We start from the raw sequence: 16,653 nt of genomic DNA, 5'->3' as shown, positions 1-16,653 counted from the left end.
CGGTTCACAACCACTACAAGCGTCTCAACCATGCCGGCCAGAACGGCGAGGTGGAGCTGTCCAAGTCCAACATCCTGCTGATCGGTCCGACAGGTTGAGGCAAGACGCTGCTGGCGCAAACGCTGGCGCGGATCCTGGACGTGCCCTTCACGATGGCTGATGCGACCACGTTGACCGAAGCTGGTTATGTGGGCGAAGACGTGGAGAACATCGTTCTCAAGCTGCTGCAGGCGGCGGATTACAATGTCGAGCGCGCCCAGCGCGGCATCGTCTATATCGACGAGATCGACAAGATCAGCCGCAAGTCGGACAATCCCTCGATCACCCGCGACGTGTCGGGCGAGGGCGTCCAGCAGGCGCTGCTGAAGATCATGGAAGGCACCGTGGCTTCGGTTCCGCCGCAGGGTGGCCGCAAGCACCCGCAGCAGGAATTCCTGCAGGTGGATACGGCGAACATCCTGTTCATCTGCGGCGGCGCCTTTGCCGGTCTCGACAAGATCATCTCGGATCGCGGTCGCAAGACCTCGATCGGCTTCGCGGCGAATGTCGCGGGTCCCGACGACCGGCGCACGGGCGACGTGTTCCGTCAGGTCGAGCCCGAGGATCTCCTGAAGTTCGGCCTCATCCCCGAGTTCGTCGGTCGTCTGCCGGTTCTGGCGACGCTCGAGGATCTCGACGAGGCGGCACTGGTCCAGATCCTGGAAGAGCCGAAGAACGCACTGGTCAAGCAGTACCAGCGTCTGTTCGAGATGGAGAATGTCGAGCTGTCGTTCCACGAGGACGCGCTGCGCGCCATCGCCCGCAAGGCGATCGAGCGCAAGACCGGCGCCCGCGGCCTGCGCTCGATCATGGAAGCCATGCTCCTCGACACGATGTTCGACCTGCCGACGCTGGAAGGCGTGCAGGAAGTCGTGATCTCCGAGGACGTGATCGACGGCAATGCCCGTCCGCTCTACATCTATTCCGAGCGGAACGGCGAGAAGGAAAACGTCAGCGCCTGATGTGAATCATCAAGGCGAGGTTTGACGGCTTATGAGCCCGTCCCGGCTTGGCGCCGGGGCGGGCTTTTCATTTTCGAGGACCGTCGCCTGCGACATCGGACAGCACCCGCGTCCCGCTGCCGAATCGCTTGAATAGCAGGCGTGTGACGCCCACATTACGGTCGTGATGGCGCTGGACCCGCGCGCTTCGAAGAAGGCGCAGGATCGGTGGCCGAACACGGCGAGGATGCCGTAGAAAGGAATACCATGTCTGATATGCAAGAACGCCAGGGTGCCGCCGGGGCGGCTCTGTACCCGGTTCTGCCGCTGCGCGACATCGTCGTGTTTCCGCACATGATCGTGCCGCTCTTCGTCGGCCGCGAAAAATCGATCAAGGCGCTCGAGGAGGTGATGGGTGCCGACAAGCAGATTCTGCTTGCGACCCAGAAGAACGCCTCCGACGAGGACCCGACCGCGGATGCGATCTACGAGATCGGCACCGTGGCCAACGTGCTGCAGCTCCTGAAACTCCCGGACGGCACCGTGAAGGTGCTGGTCGAAGGCATGGGCCGGGCGAAGATCGAGAGCTTCTCGCCGCGGACCGAGTGGCACGAGGCCTCCGCCAGCCTGATCGAGGAGACCGAGGAAGACCCGGTCGAGATCGAGGCGCTGGCGCGTTCGGTGGTCTCGGAGTTCGAGAACTACGTCAAGCTGAACAAGAAGATCTCGCCCGAAGTGGTGGGGGCTGCCGGCCAGATCGAGGACTACTCGAAGCTCGCCGACACGGTCGCCTCGCATCTGGCGATCAAGATTCCCGAGAAGCAGGACATGCTGGCGATGATCAGCGTGCGCGAGCGGCTGGAAAAGGCCCTCGGCTTCATGGAATCGGAGATCTCGGTTCTGCAGGTGGAGAAGCGCATCCGCTCGCGCGTCAAGCGCCAGATGGAGAAGACCCAGCGCGAGTACTACCTGAACGAGCAGATGAAGGCGATCCAGAAGGAGCTCGGCGACGGCGAGGACGGCCGCGACGAGATGGCCGAGCTGGAGGACCGGATCAAGAAGACCAAGCTCTCCAAGGAGGCTCGCGAGAAGGTCGCCGCCGAGATGAAGAAGCTGAAGCAGATGTCGCCCATGTCCGCCGAATCGACGGTCGTGCGCAATTATCTGGACTGGATCCTCGGGCTGCCCTGGGGCGTGAAGTCGCGCGTCAAGGTCGATCTGAAGAAGGCCGAGGACGTTCTCGAAGCCGATCATTTCGGGCTCGAGAAGGTCAAGGAGCGGATCGTCGAGTATCTCGCCGTGCAGAGCCGCCAGTCGAAGCTGAAGGGGCCGATCCTGTGCCTCGTCGGCCCTCCGGGCGTCGGCAAGACCTCGCTCGCCAAGTCGATCGCCAAGGCGACCGGCCGCGAATATGTGCGCATGGCGCTGGGCGGCGTGCGTGACGAGGCCGAGATCCGGGGCCACCGGCGGACCTATATCGGCTCGATGCCCGGCAAGGTCATCCAGTCGATGAAGAAGGCCAAGAAGACCAACCCGCTGTTCCTTCTCGACGAGATCGACAAGATGGGTCAGGACTTCCGCGGCGATCCGTCGTCGGCGCTTCTGGAGGTGCTCGATCCCGAGCAGAACGCCAGCTTCGTCGATCACTATCTCGAGGTCGAATACGATCTGTCCTCGACCATGTTCGTGACGACGGCCAACACGCTGAACATCCCGGCGCCGCTGATGGATCGGATGGAGATCATCCGCATCGCCGGCTACACCGAGGACGAGAAGGTCGAGATCGCGTCGCGGCACCTGCTGCCGAAGGCGATCCGCGACCATGCGCTGAAGCCCGAGGAGTTCTCCGTCAGTGCCGATGCGCTGCAGGAGATCGCCCGTCGCTACACCCGCGAGGCCGGCGTGCGGAACTTCGAGCGCGAGCTGATGACGCTCGCCCGGAAGGCCGTCACGAAGATCCTCAAGGGCGAGGAGAGCAAGATCGAGGTCACGGCCGCGAATCTGTCGGACTATCTCGGCGTGCCGCGTTATCGCTACGGCGAGGCGGAGACCGAGGATCAGGTCGGCGTGGTGACCGGGCTGGCATGGACCGAGGTCGGCGGCGAATTGCTGACGATCGAAGGCGTCATGATGCCCGGCAAGGGCAAGATGACGGTGACCGGCAACCTCAAGGAGGTGATGAAGGAGTCGATCTCGGCTGCGGCCTCCTATGTCCGGTCGCGGGCCCTCGACTACGGCATCAAGCCGCCGCTGTTCGAGAAGCGGGACATCCACGTCCACGTGCCGGAAGGCGCGACGCCGAAGGACGGTCCGTCCGCCGGTGTCGGCATGGCCACGGCCATCGTCTCGGTGCTCACGGGTATTCCGGTGCGCCGCGATATCGCCATGACCGGCGAGATCACCCTGCGTGGGCGGGTCCTGCCGATCGGCGGCCTGAAGGAGAAGCTTCTGGCGGCGCTGCGTGGCGGCATCAAGAAGGTTCTGATTCCGCAGGAAAACGCCAAGGATCTGGCCGACATCCCGGACAATGTGAAGAACGGGCTGGAGATCGTGCCGGTGTCGCGGATGGGCGAGGTGCTGCGGCACGCGCTGATCGAGATGCCGACTCCGGTCGAATGGTCGGAAGTGGACGAGCCGATGTCCGGTCAGCCGCTGGTGGAAAACGGCGCCACGGCTGTTGCCCACTAGGCTCACCTTCACATCTTGTTAGTAATGCCGCCGCTCGTCGGCGGCATTTTTTTGCCCCAAAGCCCTGAAAACAGGGGCTTTGGCGTTGCAGAACGTTGTATCATCCGCGAAAGTCGCGGCCGTACTCACGGATCGCTAAGATGCGCGAACGATAAAAGGAGGGTATCCATGAACAAGAATGAACTGATCGCCGCCGTATCCGAGAAGGCTGACCTGTCCAAGCAGGACGCCAGCTCCGCAGTGGACGCGGTGTTCGACACGCTGCAGGCCACCATGGCGAAGGGCGACGACATCCGCCTCGTCGGCTTCGGCACCTTCTCGGTGTCGCATCGCGCCGCCTCCAAGGGCCGCAACCCCTCGACCGGTGCCGAGGTCGACATCCCGGCCCGCAACGTGCCGAAGTTTGCTGCCGGCAAGGGTCTCAAGGACGCCGTCAACAACAAGTAAGTTCTGGCGCGGCCCCCGCGGCCGCAGCAGTGCGAACGTAAAGACACCGGTCCAGGCGACAAGCCTGACCGGTGTTTTGCGTTTTAGGGGCCGGTATCGCACAGCGAACAAAGGCCGGCGTCGTGGCTTGCAGTCAGAAATCGGAGGGAATGTGCGGCAGGGCCGCAGGGCCGGAGCGGGCAGGGCGCCGCTGGCAGGGTGCGGCCCGCGCGGCATGGCGCTGCGGACGGCTGGCGTCGGGGCAGGCGCGAAGGCCCGCCCCGCGGCGTATCAGTCGGCGCTGAGGGTCCGCGCTTCCGGGCCCTTGTTGCCGTGGACGAAGCGGACGGTGACCTTCTGGCCGTCGGCGAGGGTGGTCAGGCCGGAGCGGTTGAGGGCCGTGGCATGGACGAAGACGTCCTTGCCGGCGCCGTCGTCCAGGCCGATGAAGCCGAAGCCCTTGTCGGCATTGTACCACTTGACCGTGCCGGTGGCCTCTTCCTCGGGACCGCCGGGAGCACCGCCGCCCTGCCGCTGCGGCGCGGGACGGGCGCGTGCCGGTGCGGGGTTGCCGGAGCCGGCCGCAACCGAGAGCACCTCGGTGACCTGCATGCCCTTCTGCCCCTGGTCGATCCGGACCGTGAGGCGGGTGCCTTCGGTCACGCCCTCGGCGCTGGCGCCGGCCGCCTCGAGGGCCCGCACGTGCAGGAATGCCTCGGTGCCGTCGGCAGCCTTCACGAAGCCGAAGCCCTTGGTGGCGTTGAACCACATCACTTCGGCGTCGGACGGCAGCGATCCGCCGGACCCGCCAGCGGGCGACGAGCGCTGGAAGTAGCTCGGCTCGGCATCCCGCTCCGCCGGCAAGGCGCCGTCATCATCGAATCCGCGGCGGCGCGTGTCGCGGTGGTCTCGGTATTTACCCATGGTGGTCTCAGCTTGGACATGTTCGGATTGCGGAATATGTAAAGGAAACGGCATCACGCGCAAGCGGCAGAGGATGCGTTTTACATCCTCCGCTCGCGCGATAGCTGTTTCCCGCGAATGATTTACCAGCAAATGGTCGCGCATGCGACGGCGAAATATCGCCGTCAGGCGCGTTCCGCCGCATCGGCGATGACAGCAAGGAAGGTGTCGCCGTAGCGTTCCAGCTTGGCGAGACCGACGCCCGGAACCGCGTGCAAGGCGTCGGCATCGTGCGGTCGCCGCTCGGCCATGGCCCTGAGGGTGGCGTCGGAAAACACCATGTAGGGCGGGACCTGCTGCTCCTTGGCGAGCCGCAGCCGTTCCTGGCGCAGGGCCTCGAACAAAGTCGCCGCGGTCTCGTCCATCCCTTCCGTCGCATGGTCGCTGCGGCGGAACTGGGTGGCCTTGCGGACCCGGTCCTTGCGCAGGATCACCTTGCGCTCGCCGCGGAACACGGCGCGGGCATCCTCGCCCAGCTTCAGGGCGCCGAAAGCGGCGTGGTCGATAGTAAGAAGGCCCGACGCGGTGAGCTGCCGGGCGACGGACTGCCAGACACGCTGTTCGGTATCCTTGCCGGCGCCGAAGACCGGGATGCCGTCCTGGCCGGCGCGCACGACCTTGTCGGTCGCCTTGCCGGTGAGAACGTCGATCACATGGCCCGAGCCGAACCGCTCGCCGGTGCGGTAGACGGCGGCGAGCAGCTTGACCGCCGCCTCGGTGCCGTCCCAGGTCTCGACCGGTGACAGGCAGGTGTCGCAATTGCCGCAACGCCCCTCATGGTGCTCGCCGAAATGCGCGAGGATGGCGGCGCGGCGGCAGTCGGCTGTCTCGCAGATGGCCAGAAGGGCGTCGAGCTTCGCGCGCTCGACCCGCTTGATGGTCTCTTCCGAGCCGCCCTGATCGATCATCCGCCGGCGCTGGACCACGTCCTGCATGCCGTAGGCCATCCAGGCGTCGCTCGGCTGGCCGTCACGGCCGGCGCGGCCGGTCTCCTGGTAATAGGCCTCCACGGAGGAGGGCAGGTCGAGATGGGCAACGAAGCGGACGTCCGGTTTGTCGATGCCCATGCCGAAGGCCACGGTCGCAACGAGGCAGAGATTCTCCTCGTTGAGAAAAGCCGCCTGGTTGGCCGCGCGCACGCTGGCATCGAGCCCCGCATGGTAGGGCAGGGCCCGGATGCCCTGGGTGTTCAGCCAGGCCGCCGTCTCTTCCACCTTGCGGCGTGACAGGCAGTAGACGATGCCGCTGGCGCCTTCATGGCGTTCCAGGAACGACAGGAGCTGCTTCTTCGGATTGTCGCGCTCGACGATGGCGTAGCGGATGTTCGGCCGGTCGAAGCTGGTCATGTAGACCGGCGCGTGGGTCAGCCGCAGGCGCTCGATGATGTCGGCACGTGTCGTCGGATCGGCGGTCGCGGTCAGGGCGATCCGCGGCACCGAGGGAAAATCGTCGGCAAGGGTTTCGAGCAGCCGGTACTCGGGCCGGAAATCGTGACCCCAGGCGCTGACGCAATGGGCTTCGTCGATGGCAAAGAGGGCGATGCGGACACGCGACAGCGTGCGCCGGAACCCCTCGCTGACGATCCGCTCCGGCGTGACGTAGAGAAGGTCGAGCCTGCCGGCGAGAAGGTCGGCGCGCACCGTGTCGCGCTCCTCGTCGCTCATGGACGAGTTCAGGGAGGCGGCGTTGACGCCGGCCTGGCGCAGACCCTCGACCTGGTCGTGCATTAGCGCGATCAGCGGCGAGACGACGATGCCGACGCCCGGGCGGCAGAGTGACGGGATCTGGTAGCAGACCGACTTGCCCGCGCCGGTCGGGAAAAGAACGACGGCATCGCCGCCGGCGACGACCTGATCGACCACCGCTTCCTGCTGGCCGCGAAAGGCCGCGTGGCCGAAGACCGTCCGCAGCATCTCGCGCGGATCGGCCGTCGCGCCGGCATTGGTCGCCTGCGTCGGGCCGTTTCTGTCGAACAGGGGATCGGTCTTGGCCGGCCCGGCGGACCGGCGTCCTTCTTGCTGCATCATCGTCTCCGGGAATCGCCGCGCGAGGGTCGGCCATCGGGCGGCGCAACGCAACTCGTCGGCCGATGTCGGGCCGGCGGCGATCCGTCACGTGTAGGTGGTGGCCCGTGACGGGGCCGCATCGGCGTCATCTGTCGCCCGGTCGGGCGTCGACCGGAAAGCGGGCGCTGAGAAAGCGGGAGCCCGCGAGGCCGAACCGCCACGGCGTCTCGGCGCCCCGGGTGATGCCGATCCGCGGCCCGACGACGATCTGCGGCGATGCGGCTGGCGGCTCCAACCGGAACGGCGGCGCGTCGAGGCGGCAGTTGTCCTGCGCGCCGGTAATCCCGAGAGCCTGGGTGAGTCGTCCCGGACCGGCGCAGAGCTTGCGGATGTCGGCGAGGCCGCGCCGCTCCGCCATGGCATCGAGGCCGAGCGTCGGTTCGATCGCCCGGATCAGGACGGCGCTGGCATTGCCCGGCGCCTCGCAGACGAAATTGAGGCACCAGTGGATGCCGTAGGAGCGATAGACATAGGCCCGGCCCGGTTCGCCGAACATCGCGGCGTTGCGCGCCGTCGCGCCCTTGAAGCTGTGGGAGGCGGGGTCCTGCTGGTCGTAGGCCTCGGTCTCGACGATCGTACCGCCCACGGTGCCGTCGACGACAAGCGTCGCGCCAATCAGGTCCCGGGCGACGGACACGACGTCACGGTCGAAGAAGCGTGTTGGGATCATCATGCTCGGCGGTGGCTGTTCAGGGCGCTTGGCGATCGGCGGTGCTTCGACGACGCATGGCGCGCCGTTTCGTTCCGGCTGCGGCGAGGCGGGACGCATCGATTTCGCGCGTCCGGCACCTTGCCACATAGGTTGCCCACCGGATGGCGGTGGTCGGGAACGGCATCGACGCCATGACGTTTCGCGGTCGAGGCAACTCGAGGAGGTATCCATGCCCGCTCAGTCCAAGTCACAGCAGAAGGCCGCCGGCGCAGCCCTGTCCGCCAAGCGCGGCGACACCAAGGTCTCCGATCTGCAGGGCGCGTCGAAAGGCATGTACGAATCGATGAGCGAGAAAGAGCTCGACGACATGGCGTCCACCGAGCGCAAGGGCAAACCGGAGCACAAGTCCGACTAGCGCCACCGTTCTTCGGCTTGAAGCAACAGCCGGCAGGTGACCCTGCCGGCTGTTGCCGTATCGGGGAGGCGAGTTCGGCCCCCGGGGCCGTGGCGTCTGTGCGACAGCGGCGCCGGCATCGTGAGCCGCGGCGTGCATCGGGGAACACATGTGCTAAGGGCGCCCGACATTATGTGACGGAGCCGTTTTCAAGAAATGCCGAAAAGCGCCCTCGACAAGGATCTGAAAAAGGTCGTTTCACTGGAAACGGCCACCTACGGTTCGGCCCGCTCGGTCGCGGCGCCCGGCATGGCGGTGCTCTTCCTTCTGGGGGCGATGGCGCTGGCCAGCGTCTTCGTGGCCGATGGTCCGCTGACCTATCTCGTCGTCATCGCCGCGGTGATCGCCGGCTACATGGCGCTGAATGTCGGCGCCAACGACGTTGCCAACAACATGGGCCCGGCCGTCGGGTCGAAGGCGCTGACGCTGGCCGGTGCGCTGGCGATCGCCGCGGTCTGCGAGGGCGCGGGCGCCATCATCGCCGGCGGCGACGTGGTCAGCACGATCTCCCGCGATCTCCTGCAGCCGCACGCGGCGATGGAGGCGATCGACTTCATCCTGATCATGATGGCGGCGTTCCTGGCCGCCGGCCTGTGGATTCATCTGGCGACCGTCTTCGGCGCGCCGATCTCCACCACCCACGCCATTGTCGGCGGCGTCGTCGGCTCCGGCGTCGCGGCAGCGGGCGCGGGGATCGTCGCATGGCCGATGCTGGGCGCGATCGTCGCCAGTTGGATCATCTCGCCGGCCTTGGGCGGCGGCATCGCGGCGCTGCTCCTGGCACTGGTCGAGACCCTGATTCTCAACCGCGAGGATCGGCTTGCGGCGGCCCGGCGCTGGGTGCCGGTGCTGGTGGCGCTGATGTCCGGCATCTTCGCCATGTATCTGATGACCAAGGGCCTGAAGCGGCTGTGGACGCCGGAGCCGATGCATGTGCTGGCGGGCGGGCTGGCTTTCGCCATCGTCGGCTGGCTCGTCGCGCGGCCCTGGATCCGTCGGCGTTCCACGGGGATGGACAGCCGCATCAAGACGATCAGCGGCCTGTTCGTGCCGCCGCTGATCTTTGCGACTGCGCTGCTGTCCTTTGCCCATGGCGCCAACGACGTCGCCAATGCGGTCGGACCGCTGGCCGCGATCGTGGCGACCGCCACGTCGGGCTCGACCGCCGACGGGCAGGTGGTCCTGCCGCTCTGGGTGCTCTCGATCGGCGCGATCGGCATCGCCGTCGGCCTCGCATTGTTCGGGCCGCGGGTGATCCGCACCGTCGGCGAGAAGATCACCAAGATGAACGAGATCCGCGCCTATTGCGTCGCGCTGTCGGCCGCGATCACGGTTCTGCTGGCCTCAAGCCTCGGCCTGCCGGTGTCCTCGACCCATATCGCGGTGGGCGCGATTTTCGGCGTCGGCTTCCTGCGCGAGTTCAAGTCGAACCGCGGGCTGGTCAATCCCGGCGTGCAGCCGCGGACACTGTTCCTGAAGACGTCGCGGCTGAACGCGACGCCGGAGGAGGCGGTCGCCAATTTCCAGAAGCGGGAGCGGCGGCGCCTGGTGCGGCGTCAGCACCTGTTCGGCATCGCCGCCGCCTGGGTGATCACTGTGCCCGCGGCGGCCCTGCTCTCGGCGCTGCTCTACCTCGCCATGTCGGCCATGGTCGTCAGCTAGCGGTCAGCCGGCGATAAAGCTTCTCGGTCAGCTCGACGACCGGCTTTTCCGTCAACAGGCGGCGGGTCTCGGCGAAGGTTGCCCAGTGCCGGTAGCGCTGGCGCATTTCCTGCCACGCGTCGTGCTGCTGCTCGACCCGCAGCGGATAGAGCGTCACGTCGAGGACCTTGGTCTGGCGAAGCCCGCGCTTGAGCGTGCGGTAGGTGCCGAGCGGAGCCGGATCGACGTGCCCCTCGACACCGGCTTCCTCAAAGGCTTCCTGCGCGGCGCTCTCCCAGGGGGCCAGACCCTCCATCAGGGAGCCCTTCGGAAAGATCCAGCGGCCGGTCCGGCGCGAGGTGATCAGCAGGAAGACCGGCTGGTCGCCGACCACCGCATAGGGGATCGTCCCGGTCTGGGTGCCCGAGGGGTCGCTGCCGCGCAGCATCGAACGTTCGGCGAGTCTTTCGCGCAGCACTTCCATCATGGGGCCGGTTCCTCTCTCGTTCCGCTCGGCGTGCAGGCCGTCCCGGCGCGCGCAAAGCAGATCATCATCATATCAACTGCATTGAACTTGCCCCGATCTGGCGGCGGCAAGTTGCCTGTAAAGATTGTGTCGCAGCGAGCGCGCGCGGCGCCTGCCAGAGGCAGGGCGGCAGATATCGAATCGCAGCGTATCATCCGTGCATGAGTTATAGGGCGCACCTCGTGCGCTTTCCAGCCCCTGCTGTCGGGTGCGACAGGAAAAGCCCTGTGGCGCCAAGCGTTTGTCTTCACGCTTGCGTGAATCGCGCGACGCATCGGTGGCCGTTCGGACACGGTCGCGGCGAGAGCCCGCAAGGCCGCGCCGAGCGGACTTCCGGCTTCATGCTTTGGCCATATTGGAGTGCGTTACGAGCTTGTAACGCTTGGTCAGCAAGCGAATCCGGCAAGACCCGTCAGCTTCCGTTTACCATGACGGGCTAGGTTCTGCAGGGACGTGCATATCCACGAGGAGTTTCGATGACGATTTCCAACGACGCGTGCAACGGCAAGCGGCTCAGCCGCCGTCGCTTCGTGCTCGGCACGGCGGCCGCCAGTGCAGCGATGCTGCCCGGTGCCGCCTTTGCGCAGAACGCCCTCGGCGAACTGCTGCAGGCGCCGACGCGCGGCAATTGGGACGATCAGTTCGACACGCGCGGCTCCAACGTCCGTCAGGTCGCCTCGAACTCCCCGGTGCTTTCCGAAAACACGATCTATTCGCTGCAGGAGGCGATCAACAGCTATTCCGCCATCGTGCAGGGCGGTGGCTGGCCGATGGTGCCGGAAGGCGAGACGCTGAAGATCGGCGTGCAGTCGCGCACCGTGCCGGTGCTGCGGCAGCGCCTAGCGATCGCCGGCGACCTCGGCAGCAATGCCGGCGGATCGCCCGCCTTCGACACCTATGTCGATGCGGCGGTGAAGCGCTTCCAGGCCCGCCACGGCCTCCCGGCCGACGGCGTCGTCTCTGGGCACACCTACAAGGCGATGAATGTCGGCGCCGATTTGCGTCTCGGCCAGCTCCAGACCAATTTGCAGCGTCTGCGCGAGAAGGTGGCCACCGATCTCGGCCAGCGCTACGTCGTGGTCAACATTCCGGCCGCCTCGATCGAGGCCGTCGAGAATGGCCGCGTCGTGCAGCGCCATACGGCGGTCGTCGGCAAGGTCGACCGGCAGACGCCGATCCTCGACTCGCGCATCACCAATCTCAACCTGAACCCGTACTGGCATGCGCCGGTGTCGATCGTCCGCAAGGACATCATCCCGCTGATGCAGAAGGACCCGACCTATCTGGAGCGGAACGCCATCCGCATCTTCGACGGCAATGGTCAGGAAATCCCGCCGCAGACGATCGACTGGAACACGGAAGAGGCGGTGAAGTACCTGTTCCGCCAGGATCCGGGCAAGATCAACGCGATGGCGTCGGTGAAGATTAACTTCCCGAACCCGCATGCGGTCTACATGCACGACACGCCGCAGCAGAGCCTGTTCTCGGAGCTGATGCGCTTCGAATCGTCGGGCTGCGTGCGCGTGCAGAATGTGCGCGACCTGATCGTCTGGCTGGCCCGCGACGTGCCGGGCTGGGATCGCCAGCGCATCGAACAGGTGATCGCCGCCCGCGAGCGCCAGGACATCGACCTCCTGAACCCGGTGCCGGTGCATTTCACCTACATCACCGCCTGGGCGACCGACCCGACGGTCGTGCAGTTCCGCGACGACATCTATCACCGCGACGGCGTCGAGCAGTTGGCGATGAGCGAACTGACGGCGACGGCCTATGCGCCGAACCAGCAGAACCCCTACGCCCGCGGCGACGACGGCTACTGAGCCACGCCAACGCGACGACATGTGAGCCGGGCGCAGCGATGCGCCCGGCCTTTTTCATGCGCGGCCTTTCGCCGTTGGTGCTGCGCAAGCGGCTATGGTATTGGCGCAGCCATCTCGTGGCAGGACCCCGCCGGGTCGCCGCGCCGCCCGAAGGAGACCATCATGAGCCAGGCCATTCGTAACGATGCGTCGCGCGAGTTCGGCGATTTCTTCACCGCCTCGCTGGCCGACCGCGACCCCGATATCTTCGGCGCCGTCGGCAACGAACTGTCGCGCCAGCGCCACGAGATCGAACTGATCGCGTCCGAGAACATCGTGTCGCGCGCCGTGCTCGAGGCGCAGGGCTCGGTGCTGACCAACAAATATGCCGAGGGCTATCCGGGCCGGCGCTATTATGGCGGCTGCGAGTTCGTCGACGTCGTCGAGACGCTGGCCATCGACCGGGTCAAGCAGCTCTTCGGCTGCGAGTTCGCCAATGTGCAGCCCAATTCCGGCAGCCAGGCCAACCAGGCGGTGCTGCTTGCCCTTTCGAAGCCGGGCGATACGCTGCTCGGCATGAGCCTCGACGCCGGCGGCCATCTGACCCACGGCGCCAAGCCCAATTTGTCGGGCCGCTGGTTCAACGCCGTGCAGTACGGTCTCGATCTGGAGACCGGCCTGATCGACTACGACCAGGTCGAGGCGCTGGCCGTCGAGAACAAGCCGGCGATCATCGTGGCCGGCGGTTCGGCCTATTCGCGGCAGATCGACTTCGCCCGCTTCCGGGCGATCGCCGACAAGGTCGGGGCGTATCTGTGGGTCGACATGGCGCATTTCGCCGGCATCGTGGCCGCCGGGCTTCACCCGAGCCCGTTCCCGCACGCCCATGTCGCCACCTCGACGACCCACAAGACCCTGCGCGGGCCGCGCGGCGGCATCGTCCTGACCAATGACGAGGCGATCGCCAAGAAGATCAACTCCGCGGTGTTCCCGGGCCTGCAGGGCGGACCGCTGATGCACGTCATCGCCGGCAAGGCCGTGGCCTTCGGCGAGGCGCTAACGCCGGGCTTCCGCTCCTATATCGGCGCGGTCTGCGAAAACGCGCGGGCGCTGGCGGAGACGCTGCGCGAGGGCGGCGTCGACATCGTGTCGGGCGGCACCGACACCCATCTGATGCTCGTCGATCTGCGGCCGAAGGGCCTGACCGGCAAGGCGTCGGAGCTGGCGCTCGGCCGCGCCAACATCACCTGCAACAAGAACGGCGTGCCCAACGACCCGGAGAAGCCGATGGTGACCTCGGGCATCCGGCTCGGCACCCCCGCGGCCACCAGCCGCGGCTTCGGCGTGCCGGAGTTCCAGGAGGTCGGCCGGATGATCGTCGAGGTGCTCGACGGCCTGAAGGCGGCGAACTCCGAAGAGGGCAACGCCGCCGTCGAGGCTGCGGTGAAGGAGAAGGTCGTCGCGCTGACGGACCGGTTCCCGATCTACGAAGGCCTCTGACAGCCGCCCGGGCCGGCACGGCCCAGCCAGGGATCATGCGCGCCGGCCATCGGCACGCATGATCGCTTCCAAGATCGAAGAGGTGCCATGCGCTGTCCCTATTGCGGCTCGCAGGACAGTCAGGTGAAGGATTCGCGCCCCGCCGAGGATGGCGGCACGATCCGGCGCCGGCGGGTCTGCCCGGATTGCAACGGTCGCTTCACGACCTTCGAGCGCATCCAGCTCCGCGAGCTTCAGGTGCTGAAGAAGTCCGGCCGCAAGGTGCCGTTCGATCGCGACAAGCTGGCCCGTTCGGTCGAGGTGGCACTGCGCAAGCGCTCCGTCGATCCCGACCGGGTCGAGCGGCTTATCTCCGGCATCGTGCGCCGGCTCGAGCAATCCGGCGAACAGGAAGTGCGGTCCGAAGCGCTGGGCGAGATGGTCATGGAGGCCCTGAAGGGCCTCGATGACGTCGCCTATGTCCGCTTCGCCTCGGTCTATCGTGATTTCCGAGAGGCTAGCGATTTTCAGTCGCTGCTCGGCGAGCTGGGACGCGGCGACGGCCCCGCGGCGATCGACGAGGACGAGACCACGCCCGACGAGCCATCCTCGTGAACGGGCAGGGCACTGCGACGACGAGCCCCGAACGGCCGGCCACTGAGGTGGACCGGCGCTTCATGGCGGCCGCCATCCGCTACGCCCAGCGGCATGTCGGACGCACGGCGACCAACCCGTCCGTCGCGACGCTGATCGTACGCGACGACGGAACCGGCCCGCGCATCGTCGGGCGCGGTATCACGGCGATCGGCGGCCGGCCGCATGCGGAGACGGGCGCGCTCGCCGAAGCCGGTGAGCTTGCGCGCGGCGCGACTGCCTATGTCACGCTGGAGCCCTGTGCCCATCACGGCCGCACGCCCCCCTGCGCCGAGGCGCTGGTGACGGCGGGAATCACGCGCGTCGTTTCGGCGGCGGCAGACCCCGATCCGCGTGTCGACGGCCGCGGCCACGCGATCCTGCGGGCCGGCGGATTGTCGGTCACGCCGCGGGTCATGGCCGCCGAGGCCGCCGCGCCGATCTCTGGCTATCTGACCCGGCACGGCGCCGGCCGCCCGGAAATCCTTCTGAAGATGGCGCTGTCCCGTGATGGCCGGATCGGCATTCGTGGCGGCGGCCAGGTGAAGATCACCGGGGCCATCGCCGACGCCCAGACCCATCTCGCGCGGGCGCGCCACGATACGATTCTGATCGGCGCCGGGACCGCGCAGGAAGACGATCCGCGGCTCGACTGCCGTCTGCCGGGCATGGCCGACCGGTCGCCCAACCGCATCGTGCTCGATCCGCGGCTGCGGACCCCGCCGGATCTGACCATCGCCCGCACCGCCGGCGAGACGCCGACGCTGATCGCCACCCTCGCCAGCGCCGATCCCGAGCGCCGGGCGGCGCTGGCCCGGCAGGGCGTGCAGTTCATCGCCTGCGAGGCCGATCCGGAGACCGGCCGCATCGCACTGCCCGAACTGCTGGAGGATCTGGCGGCGACGGGCGTTGCGAGCGTGCTGGTGGAGGGCGGCGCCGAGACCGGCGCCAGTTTCCTCGACAGCGATCTCGTCGACCGGCTGATCCTGGTGCAGGGGCCGGTGGAGATCGGCGAAGAGGGCGTGCGCGCGCCCATCGATGTCGCCGCGGCGCGCAGTCGCTTCCGCCTGGTCCGCGAATATCGCTTCGGCGACGACCATTGGTACGAGTTCGAGAGAAGGGCCGCCTGATGTTCACCGGGATCGTCACCGACGTCGGCCGGATCGTGCGCACCGAGCGCCTCGATGCGGGCCGCCGCTTCCGCGTCGCCACCCAATACGACCCGGCCGGGATCGCGCTGGGCGCATCGATCGCCTGCTCGGGCGTCTGCCTGACCGTGACGGCGCTGCCCCAGTCGGGCGACGCCGACCGCTGGTTCGAGGTAGAAGCCTGGGAGGAGGCGCTGCGTCTGACCACGGCCGGAAGCTGGCAGGAGGGGAGCGCGCTCAATCTCGAGCGATCACTGAAGATCGGCGACGAGATCGGCGGCCATCTCGTCTCGGGGCACGTGGACGGGCAGGCGGAGATCGTCGCCGTCACCGGGGAGGGCGAGTCCGTCCGCTTCACCCTGCAGGCACCCGGCGAGCTCAGCCGTTTCATCGCCCGCAAGGGCTCCGTCTGTCTCGACGGCACCTCGCTGACGGTGAACGGCGTCGATGGCGACCGCTTCGACGTTCTCCTGATCCGCCACTCGCTGGATGTGACCACCTGGGGCGCGCGAAAAGCCGGCGACAGGGTGAATCTCGAGGTCGACCAGATCGCGCGTTATGCCGAACGGCTGTTCGGCGCACGGTCGGCGGAGAGCTGAGGCTCCGAGCGAGCCGAAGACCTATCGTCTTTTCTGCATGTCTTTGCGGGTTTTGCCCGTCGCGACACGCTTTCGCCGCCTCCATCCTGTTGCGTGCAGGGCGCGCGAGGGGTAACCCACGCCATCGCTTCCCCGAAGGATACCGCAATGGCTGCCAAGCTGAATCTCCTCGTCGTCGAGGCCCGCTTCTATGACCCCATCGCAGACCTCCTTCTGGACGGTGCGACGGCGGCACTGACGGAAGCCGGCGTCGATTTCGACGTCGTCACCGTTCCCGGCGCGCTCGAGATCCCGGCCGCGATCGGCTTCGCCCTCGGCGCGGCGGATGAATCGGGCACCGAGTATGACGGCTTCGTCGCGCTCGGCTGCGTGATCCGCGGCGAAACCTATCATTTCGAGCTGGTGTCGAATGAATCGGGCCGGGCGCTGACCGACCTGACGGTCCATGAATCGATCGCCCTCGGCAACGGCATCCTGACCGTCGAGAACGAGGAACAGGCCCGCGACCGGGCCGACCTGAAGCGCAAGGACAAGGGCGGTGCCGCGGCCCGTACGGCACTGGCGATGATTGCCCTGCGCGAGCGGATGGGAGCCTGATC

General features: G+C 67.0%; 14 protein-coding genes and 1 pseudogene. 11 read left to right on the top strand and 4 right to left on the bottom strand.

The features are described from left to right. From clpX to ACEQX1_RS08150, 3 genes and pseudogenes are all read left to right on the top strand, one after another. Positions 1–1,001: pseudogene (gene clpX, locus ACEQX1_RS08160) on the top strand (ATP-dependent Clp protease ATP-binding subunit ClpX); the annotation flags it as partial. 246 nt (positions 1,002–1,247) lie between these two features. Next, on the top strand, positions 1,248–3,668 hold the full coding sequence (gene lon, locus ACEQX1_RS08155) for an endopeptidase La (protein ID WP_081651953.1): 2,421 nt from the start codon (positions 1,248–1,250) through the stop codon (positions 3,666–3,668). A 102-nt stretch (positions 3,669–3,770) separates the two neighbouring features. After that, on the top strand, positions 3,771–4,115 hold the full coding sequence (locus ACEQX1_RS08150) for an HU family DNA-binding protein (protein ID WP_277026358.1): 345 nt from the start codon (positions 3,771–3,773) through the stop codon (positions 4,113–4,115). 270 nt (positions 4,116–4,385) lie between these two features. Here ACEQX1_RS08150 and ACEQX1_RS08145 read toward each other — a convergent pair whose 3' ends face one another. From ACEQX1_RS08145 to ACEQX1_RS08135, 3 genes are all read right to left on the bottom strand, one after another. Continuing rightward, positions 4,386–5,018 carry a cold-shock protein gene (locus tag ACEQX1_RS08145; RefSeq protein ID WP_370195524.1) on the bottom strand — a complete coding sequence of 211 codons (633 nt, stop codon included), beginning with the start codon at positions 5,016–5,018 and terminating at the stop codon, positions 4,386–4,388. Positions 5,019–5,182: 164 nt separating this feature from the next. Further along, a complete protein-coding gene (recQ, locus tag ACEQX1_RS08140) occupies positions 5,183–7,081 on the bottom strand; it encodes a DNA helicase RecQ (protein ID WP_370196703.1) in 1,899 nt (632 codons plus the stop codon). Positions 7,082–7,208: 127 nt separating this feature from the next. Beyond that, positions 7,209–7,793 (bottom strand): DNA-3-methyladenine glycosylase, encoded by a 585-nt coding sequence (locus tag ACEQX1_RS08135; RefSeq protein ID WP_370196702.1) that lies wholly within the window; start codon positions 7,791–7,793, stop codon positions 7,209–7,211. 211 nt (positions 7,794–8,004) lie between these two features. Here ACEQX1_RS08135 and ACEQX1_RS08130 point away from each other — a divergent pair, with 211 nt between their 5' ends. Both ACEQX1_RS08130 and ACEQX1_RS08125 read left to right on the top strand, forming a co-directional pair. Beyond that, on the top strand, positions 8,005–8,190 hold the full coding sequence (locus tag ACEQX1_RS08130) for a DUF3008 family protein (protein WP_188077467.1): 186 nt from the start codon (positions 8,005–8,007) through the stop codon (positions 8,188–8,190). A 195-nt stretch (positions 8,191–8,385) separates the two neighbouring features. Beyond that, entirely contained in the window at positions 8,386–9,891 is a 1,506-nt protein-coding gene (locus ACEQX1_RS08125) for an inorganic phosphate transporter (RefSeq protein WP_370195526.1), read from the top strand. On the opposite strand, the gene ACEQX1_RS08120 is transcribed toward ACEQX1_RS08125, so the two are convergent. Then, positions 9,884–10,357 carry an NUDIX hydrolase gene (locus ACEQX1_RS08120; RefSeq protein ID WP_230786098.1) on the bottom strand — a complete coding sequence of 158 codons (474 nt, stop codon included), beginning with the start codon at positions 10,355–10,357 and terminating at the stop codon, positions 9,884–9,886. The genes ACEQX1_RS08125 and ACEQX1_RS08120 overlap by 8 nt on opposite strands. A 515-nt stretch (positions 10,358–10,872) precedes the next feature. Here ACEQX1_RS08120 and ACEQX1_RS08115 point away from each other — a divergent pair. The 6 genes from ACEQX1_RS08115 to ACEQX1_RS08090 all read left to right on the top strand — a co-directional run bounded on the left by ACEQX1_RS08115 (position 10,873) and on the right by ACEQX1_RS08090 (position 16,651). Beyond that, a complete protein-coding gene (locus ACEQX1_RS08115; protein WP_370195527.1) occupies positions 10,873–12,216 on the top strand; it encodes a murein L,D-transpeptidase in 1,344 nt (447 codons plus the stop codon). A gap of 162 nt (positions 12,217–12,378) precedes the next feature. Continuing rightward, positions 12,379–13,695, top strand: a complete 1,317-nt coding sequence (gene glyA / locus ACEQX1_RS08110) for a serine hydroxymethyltransferase (protein WP_009209296.1) — start codon at positions 12,379–12,381, stop codon at positions 13,693–13,695. Positions 13,696–13,782: 87 nt separating this feature from the next. Beyond that, positions 13,783–14,289 (top strand): transcriptional regulator NrdR, encoded by a 507-nt coding sequence (gene nrdR, locus ACEQX1_RS08105; RefSeq protein WP_370195529.1) that lies wholly within the window; start codon positions 13,783–13,785, stop codon positions 14,287–14,289. Beyond that, the gene (gene ribD / locus ACEQX1_RS08100) at positions 14,286–15,437 is read left to right on the top strand and encodes a bifunctional diaminohydroxyphosphoribosylaminopyrimidine deaminase/5-amino-6-(5-phosphoribosylamino)uracil reductase RibD (RefSeq protein ID WP_370195530.1); all 1,152 of its coding nucleotides are present in this window, start codon (positions 14,286–14,288) and stop codon (positions 15,435–15,437) included. Before nrdR ends, ribD begins: the two co-directional genes overlap by 4 nt. After that, complete coding sequence (locus ACEQX1_RS08095; RefSeq protein WP_370196701.1) at positions 15,437–16,054, top strand: riboflavin synthase; 618 nt, start codon at positions 15,437–15,439, stop codon at positions 16,052–16,054. The genes ribD and ACEQX1_RS08095 overlap by 1 nt, the downstream gene beginning before the upstream one ends. A 147-nt stretch (positions 16,055–16,201) precedes the next feature. After that, entirely contained in the window at positions 16,202–16,651 is a 450-nt protein-coding gene (locus ACEQX1_RS08090) for a 6,7-dimethyl-8-ribityllumazine synthase (RefSeq protein WP_370193021.1), read from the top strand. Positions 16,652–16,653: the final 2 nt, after the last annotated feature.

This window comes from Aurantimonas sp. (assembly GCF_964217435.1).
In the GTDB taxonomy this organism is placed as follows: domain Bacteria; phylum Pseudomonadota; class Alphaproteobacteria; order Rhizobiales; family Rhizobiaceae; genus Aurantimonas; species Aurantimonas coralicida.
Note: the sequence above shows the minus strand (reverse complement) of the source record. Positions and strands in the feature narration are given on the sequence as shown.